The organism is Streptomyces sp. WM4235, assembly GCF_001279725.1.
In the GTDB taxonomy this organism is placed as follows: Bacteria; Actinomycetota; Actinomycetes; order Streptomycetales; family Streptomycetaceae; genus Streptomyces.
Genome location: NZ_LGDE01000075.1, coordinates 1 through 6,459 on the forward strand (window position 1 = coordinate 1; position 6,459 = coordinate 6,459).

The 6,459-nt window shown below is 71.7% G+C and carries 5 protein-coding genes and 1 pseudogene; 2 read left to right on the forward strand and 4 right to left on the reverse strand.

Features of this window, described 5'->3' with window-relative positions; all coding sequences use genetic code 11:
- Window positions 1–465: pseudogene (locus ADK55_RS08485) on the reverse strand (glycosyl hydrolase); the annotation flags it as partial.
- Window positions 452–589, reverse strand: a complete 138-nt coding sequence (locus tag ADK55_RS38410) for a hypothetical protein (RefSeq protein ID WP_159041322.1) — start codon at window positions 587–589, stop codon at window positions 452–454. The pseudogene ADK55_RS08485 and the gene ADK55_RS38410, both read right to left, overlap by 14 nt.
- A 97-nt stretch (window positions 590–686) precedes the next feature.
- On the opposite strand from ADK55_RS38410, the gene ADK55_RS08490 reads away from it, so the two are divergent.
- Both ADK55_RS08490 and ADK55_RS08495 read left to right on the forward strand, forming a co-directional pair.
- Window positions 687–2,663, forward strand: a complete 1,977-nt coding sequence (locus tag ADK55_RS08490; protein ID WP_053676864.1) for an acetoacetate--CoA ligase — start codon at window positions 687–689, stop codon at window positions 2,661–2,663.
- 58 nt (window positions 2,664–2,721) lie between these two features.
- Window positions 2,722–3,642: a hypothetical protein gene (locus tag ADK55_RS08495; RefSeq protein WP_234349958.1), complete on the forward strand. Its 921-nt coding sequence runs from the start codon at window positions 2,722–2,724 to the stop codon at window positions 3,640–3,642.
- An 84-nt stretch (window positions 3,643–3,726) separates the two neighbouring features.
- On the opposite strand, the gene ptsP is transcribed toward ADK55_RS08495, so the two are convergent.
- A complete protein-coding gene (gene ptsP, locus ADK55_RS08500) occupies window positions 3,727–5,397 on the reverse strand; it encodes a phosphoenolpyruvate--protein phosphotransferase (RefSeq protein ID WP_053676865.1) in 1,671 nt (556 codons plus the stop codon).
- Between the two features lie 73 nt (window positions 5,398–5,470).
- Window positions 5,471–5,920, reverse strand: coding sequence for a PTS sugar transporter subunit IIA (locus ADK55_RS08505; protein ID WP_053676866.1), 450 nt, complete (start codon window positions 5,918–5,920; stop codon window positions 5,471–5,473).
- Window positions 5,921–6,459: the final 539 nt, after the last annotated feature.

Genomic DNA, 6,459 nt, shown 5'->3' on the forward strand with positions numbered 1-6,459 from the left:
CTCCACCGGCTCCCACCAGCGCGGCGGCAGCTCCCGCCGCAACACCGTCCCGCCCGGCGTGCGCACCTCCACCGCCCCATGCCGGGACACCGCCACCGTCACCCGCTCCGACACCACCCGCCAGCCACCCCCGGTGTCCGGCTCCAGCACCGCCCGCGGATCGGGCTCCGGCCCGCCGCCCACCACCGCGTACGACGGAGACGGCTCCGCCCCGTCCCAGGCCCAGAACACCGCCCCGCCCACGGTCACCCGTACCAGCAGTTCCGACCGCGCGAACCGCAGCACACCACCGCCCGGCCGGGGCTCCGTACCGGTGAGCACCCCCGGCACCCGCGCCCGCTCCGCGCCCCGTCGCGCGAGCCCCGCCGCGTCCGCGCGCCGGTGGCGCAACGCCGAACGCCAGGCGCGCCTCCCGCCCGCCGTACCGATCTCCATCACCGCACGCACCAGATCACGACCGTCCATGCCGCTCACCCTGCCACCGGCCCTCGGCCGCGCGGGCGGCGTTCAGCTGCCGTTCACCCGCCGGCCGGGCGACGCGGGCGGACAACGCGCCGCCCATGACGACCCTGGTGCTGCTGTCGATCACATGGCATGGTCCCTGTGAGCCGCCGCGCGCGCACCGAACGCGCGACGGCACCCACGCACACGAAGCGCGAGCCACAGACTTGACCGGGAGCCGACCCATGACCTCAGCCACCCAGCCGGAACCCCTCTGGTCCCCGAGCCCCGACCGGATCGCCGCGGCCAGGATCACCGCCTTCCAGGCCTGGGCCGCCGAGCGCTTCGGAGCCCCCGCCGACGGCGGCTACCCGGCCCTGCACAGCTGGTCCGTCGACGCGCTCGACACCTTCTGGCAGGCCATCGCCGAATGGTTCGACGTACGGTTCACCACCCCGTACACCTCCGTGCTCGCCGACCGCACCATGCCCGGCGCCCGCTGGTTCACCGGCTCCACCCTCAACTACGCCGAACACGCCCTGCGCGCCGGCGAGGACCCGGCCCGCGCCGACGAACCCGCCCTGATCAGCGTCGACGAGACCCACGAGCCCACCCCCGTCACCTGGGCCGAGCTCCGCCGCCAGGTCGGCTCGCTCGCCGCCGAACTGCGCGCCGCGGGCGTACGCCCCGGCGACCGCGTCAGCGGCTACCTCCCCAACATCCCCGAAGCCGTCGTCGCCCTCCTCGCCACCGCCTCCGTCGGCGGGGTCTGGACCTCCTGCGCCCCCGACTTCGGCGCCCGCAGCGTCCTGGACCGCTTCCAGCAGGTCGAACCCGTCGTCCTGTTCACCGTCGACGGATACCGCTACGGCGGCAAGGAACACGACCGCCGCGAAACCGTCGCCGAGCTGCGCGCCGAGCTTCCCTCCCTGCGCGCCGTCGTGCACATCCCCCTCCTCGGCACCCCCGCCCCCGAGGGCACCCGCGCCTGGGCCGACCTCACCGCCGCCGACACCGAGCCCGTCTTCGAGGCGGTCCCCTTCGACCACCCGCTGTGGGTCCTCTACTCCTCCGGCACGACCGGCCTGCCCAAGGCCATCGTCCAGTCCCAGGGCGGCATCCTCCTCGAACACCTGAAGCAGATCGGCCTGCACTGCGAGCTGGGGCCCGAGGACCGGTTCTTCTGGTACACCTCCACCGGCTGGATGATGTGGAACTTCCTCGTCTCCGGCCTGCTCACCGGCGCCACGGTCGTCCTCTACGACGGCAGCCCCGGCTTCCCCGACACCGGCGCCCAGTGGCGGATCGCGGAACGGACCCGGGCCACCCTGTACGGCACCTCCGCCGCGTACGTGATGGCCTGCCGCAAGGCGGAGGTCCACCCCTCCCGGGACTTCGACCTCTCCTCCGTGAAGGCCGTGGCCACCACCGGCTCCCCGCTCCCGCCCGACGGCTTCCGCTGGTTGCACGACGAGGTGGCCGAGGACCTCTGGATCGTCTCCGTCAGCGGCGGCACCGACGTGTGCAGCTGCTTCGCCGGCGGGGTCGCGACCCTCCCCGTGTACATCGGCGAACTCCAGGCGCCCGGCCTCGGCACCGACCTCCAGGCCTGGGACCCCGCCGGCAAGCCCGTCATCGGCGAGGTCGGCGAACTCGTCGTCACCAACCCCATGCCCTCCATGCCGATCCACTTCTGGAACGACCCCGACGGCAGCCGCTACCGCGAGAGCTACTTCGAGATGTTCCCCGGCGCCTGGCGCCACGGGGACTGGATCACCCTCACCGACCGCGGATCGGTGATCATCCACGGCCGCTCCGACTCCACCCTCAACCGGCAGGGCGTCCGCATGGGATCCGCCGACATCTACGAGGCCGTCGAACGCCTCCCGGAGATCAAGGAGTCCCTGGTCATCGGCCTGGAGGAACCGAACGGCGGCTACTGGATGCCGCTGTTCGTCCACCTCGCGCCCGGCGCCACCCTCGACGACGACCTGCGCGACCGCATCAAGGCGACGATCCGCGCGGAGCTGTCCCCGCGGCACGTCCCCGACGAGATCATCGAGGTCCCGGCGGTCCCGCACACCCTCACCGGCAAGCGCATCGAGGTCCCGGTCAAGCGCCTCCTCCAAGGCACGCCCCTGGCCAAGGCGGTCAACCTCGGCTCGGTCGACCGTCCGGAACTCCTCGACTTCTACGCGGAGCTGGCCCGCACCCGGAAGTGACTGTCAGTGGTCATGGTTACGGTGAGTGAGCGAATCGTCGCATCACTCAGGGGGAGCCATGCCACCGAAGAACACCCGCTCGAACGACACCCCGGGCACCCGGCGCCGCCGGTCCCCGCACCGCACCCTGCGTCGTGAAGTCCCCGGCACGGTCGGCCTCCTGGCCGACGCCGGGGACTTCGCGGCCATGCGCGGGTACCGGAGCTTCACCTTCGACGACCACCAGGACTACCTCCGCCACGTGGACGCCCTGCTCCGCTCCCTCGCGGCCCAGGGCATCCACACCACGGTCGCCCTCTTCGATCCCGAGGAGTACGCCGAGTACTGCGCGCACCACGGCCTGGACCCGGACACCGTCGACACCCGCACCCGCTACACCGCCGGACTCGCCGGCAGCGGCGCGGGCCTGCCGTACCAGGGCCAACCCATCGACGAACTGGTCCCGCTCCTCCTCGACGAGGCCGTCCGGCAGGCCACGTGGGAGTACGCCGGCACCCTCCTCGCCGAGGCCGGCACCTGTGCGGACTGCGGCGAGGACATCGGCCGGGCCTCCTTCGAGCGGGCCGCCGACGCGGTGAAACGCCTGGTCGACGGAGCCGGCCCCGGCCACCACCACCTCGTGTGCAGCATCCCCACCGACACGGAACAGCTCGTCGCCGTGCTGCACGCGGACACCACCGCCGACCAGGACCGCCCACCCCGCATCGAGGGCCGCGAAGGCCTCGACTTCATGACGGTCCTGGCCGCCGGCATCGCCCAGGGCGGAGCCGGGGGACTGGTCCTGCGCAGCACCACCGAGGAGTTCAAGGACCGCGTCCACGGCTGGCGCCTGGACCGCGGACGGCTGGTCCCCCTCTCCGCGGCGGCGGTGTTCAACGCCTACTGCACCGACGCCGACACCGGCGACCCGGTGGCTCCCGAACCGGGCGTCGAGTACTGCCCCGGCTACGAGGTGGACGATCCCGGCCCCCACCACTGACCCGGACGTGTGGGAAAACGACCGCGGACACGACCGAGGGGCCCTCGCCACCGGCGAAGGCCCCTCCATCGAAGACGTGCCCTGCTACTCCCCGGACAGCACCGCCTGGGCGGCCGCGCGGGCCTCCTCGGCCGTGTCCGTCGCACGCGCCGCCGCGGCGGCCCGCTCGCACTGCGCGAGCGTGTGCTTGGCGAGCGTCGCCCGCACGTAGGGGATCGAGGCGGCACCCATGGAAAGAGAGGTGACACCCAGGCCCGTCAGCACACAGGCGAGCAGCGGGTCCGAGGCGGCCTCGCCACAGACACCACAGCTCTTGCCCTCGGCCTTGGCGGCGTCGGCCGACATGGCGATCAGGTCCAGCAGCGCGGGCTGCCACGGGTCCTGCAACCGCGACACGGCCCCGACCTGACGGTCGGCGGCGAAGGCGTACTGCGCCAGGTCGTTCGTGCCCAGCGACAGGAACTCGACCTCCTGGAGGATCGAGCGCGCCCGGAGCGCGGCGGAGGGGATCTCGACCATCGCACCGAACTTCGCCCGCAGCCCGGCCTCGCGGCACGCGTCCGCGAACGCCTTGGCGTCGATCCGGTCGGCCACCATCGGGGCCATGACCTCAAGGTAGACCGGCAGGCCCGCGGCGGCCTTGGCCAGCGCGGTGAGCTGTGTGCGCAGCACGTCCGGGTGGTCCAGCAGCGACCGGAGCCCGCGCACACCCAGCGCCGGGTTCGGCTCGTCGCCCGGGGTCAGGAAGTCCAGCGGCTTGTCCGCGCCGGCGTCCAGCACACGGACGACGACCCGACCCTCGGGGAAGGCCTCCAGCACCTTGCGGTACGACTCGACCTGCTTCTCCTCGGACGGCGCCTTCTTGCTGTCGTCCAGGAACAGGAACTCGGTGCGGAACAGCCCCACACCCTCGGCCCCGGCCTCGACGGCCGCCGGCACGTCCGCCGGACCACCGACGTTGGCCAGCAGCGGCACCTTGTGACCGTCGGAGGTGGCGCCCGGCCCGGACGAGGCGGCGAGAGCCGCCCTGCGCTCGGCGGCCGAGGCCTCCAGCTCGGCCCGCTTCTCGGCCGACGGGTTCACGAACAGGTCACCCGTGCTGCCGTCGACGGCGATCAGGGTGCCCTCGGCGATCTCACCGGCGCCCGGCAGCGCCACGATCGCCGGTACGCCCAGGGCTCGCGCGAGGATGGCGCTGTGGCTGGTCGGCCCGCCCTCCTCGGTCACGAAACCGAGGACCAGCGCCGGGTCGAGCAGCGCGGTGTCTGCGGGAGCGAGGTCCCGGGCGATCAGCACGTACGGCTCGTCGCTGTCGGGCACGCCCGGCATCGGCACACCGAGCAGGCGCGCCACGATGCGGTTGCGCACGTCGTCCAGGTCGGCCACGCGCCCGGCCATGTACTCACCGGCCCCCGCGAGCAGGTCGCGGTAGGAGGCGAACGCGTCGTAGACGCCGCGCTCGGCCGTGCTGCCGACGGCGATCCGACGGTCGACGTCCGCCATCAGCTCGGGGTCCGTCGCGATCATCGCCTGGGCCTCCAGCACGTGCTGGGCCTCGCCACCGGCCAGTTGGCCGCGCGCGACGAGGTCGGCCGACACAGCCTCCACGGCCTGACGGGCGCGCCCCTGTTCGCGCTCCGCCTCGGCCGCGGTGATCTGCTTGGCCGGCGGTTCGAGAACGGCCGTGCCCATGTGCCGGACCTCGCCGATCGCCACCCCGTGGCTCACGCCGACGCCTCGCAGCGTTGTCTCCATTTCACCCGTCTCCGATTGAGCGACGGCCCCGCCGCCGCGATGAATGTCCGACCCACCTGTGGAGGCGGACACGTCACTGCCAGCTGAAGAGAACGTCCGAGGTCTTGACGTCACCGTCGTCGACGACGTCGGACAGCGAGTCGGCAGTCGCCTCGAGCGCCACGACGGGGCAGACCGGGGACTTGCCGGCGGCCTCGACCGCGGCGGGGTTCCAACGGATGACGGCCTGGCCGCGCGTCACGGTGTCGCCCTTGTTCACGAGCAGCTCGAAGCCCTCGCCGTTGAGCTGAACGGTGTCGATGCCGAGGTGCACCAGCACCCCGTGGCCTTCGCCGTCGACGACCACGTACGCGTGCGGATGCAGGGAGACGACCACACCGTCGACGGGGGACACCGCCTCCGAGGGCTCGCGCACGGGGTCAATAGCGGTGCCCGGTCCCACCATCGCGCCGGAGAACACCGGATCGGGCACTGCCGCGAGTCCGATGGCGCGCCCGGCAAGTGGGGACGTCACGCTGGTCATGGAGGGCCTCCCAGGGGGTGGGGCTTCTTCGTGTCGCCGTCACAACCTGTCCTGGACGGCATACTTTGAGAAGGGTATGTCATGAGATGTCCCGGTTCCGCACGAAGCGCACCCCTGGAAAGGGGCTGCGACGTGCGGCCGCGACACCAACGTAGTGGACTAGACCATACGCCTGAATCGATTTGCCTGGGCACTGGTCGACCTGTACTGTCGTGACTCCCGCAGGGACGCACCGCGTGAACATCTCGCGAACTGCTGATGGACGGGAACCCCCTCTCCAGTATTGATCTTCACTCTCTGCCTTTCCGTGTGCCTTTTGGCAGAACGGCAAGTGGTCGGAGTAGCGAAAATCCACTGGTAGAGTCGGAATCGCCGAAAAGGGAAAACGCGAAAGCGGCCCCCTGGAAGGCGAAAGCGAAACCCGCTTCGACCGGGAATCAGACACGAAAGAGTCTGATAGAGTCGGAAACGAAGGAAGCGCCCGGAGGGCCTGGAAACAGGAACGAAGGAAGCGTCCGTTCCTTGAGAACTCAACAGCG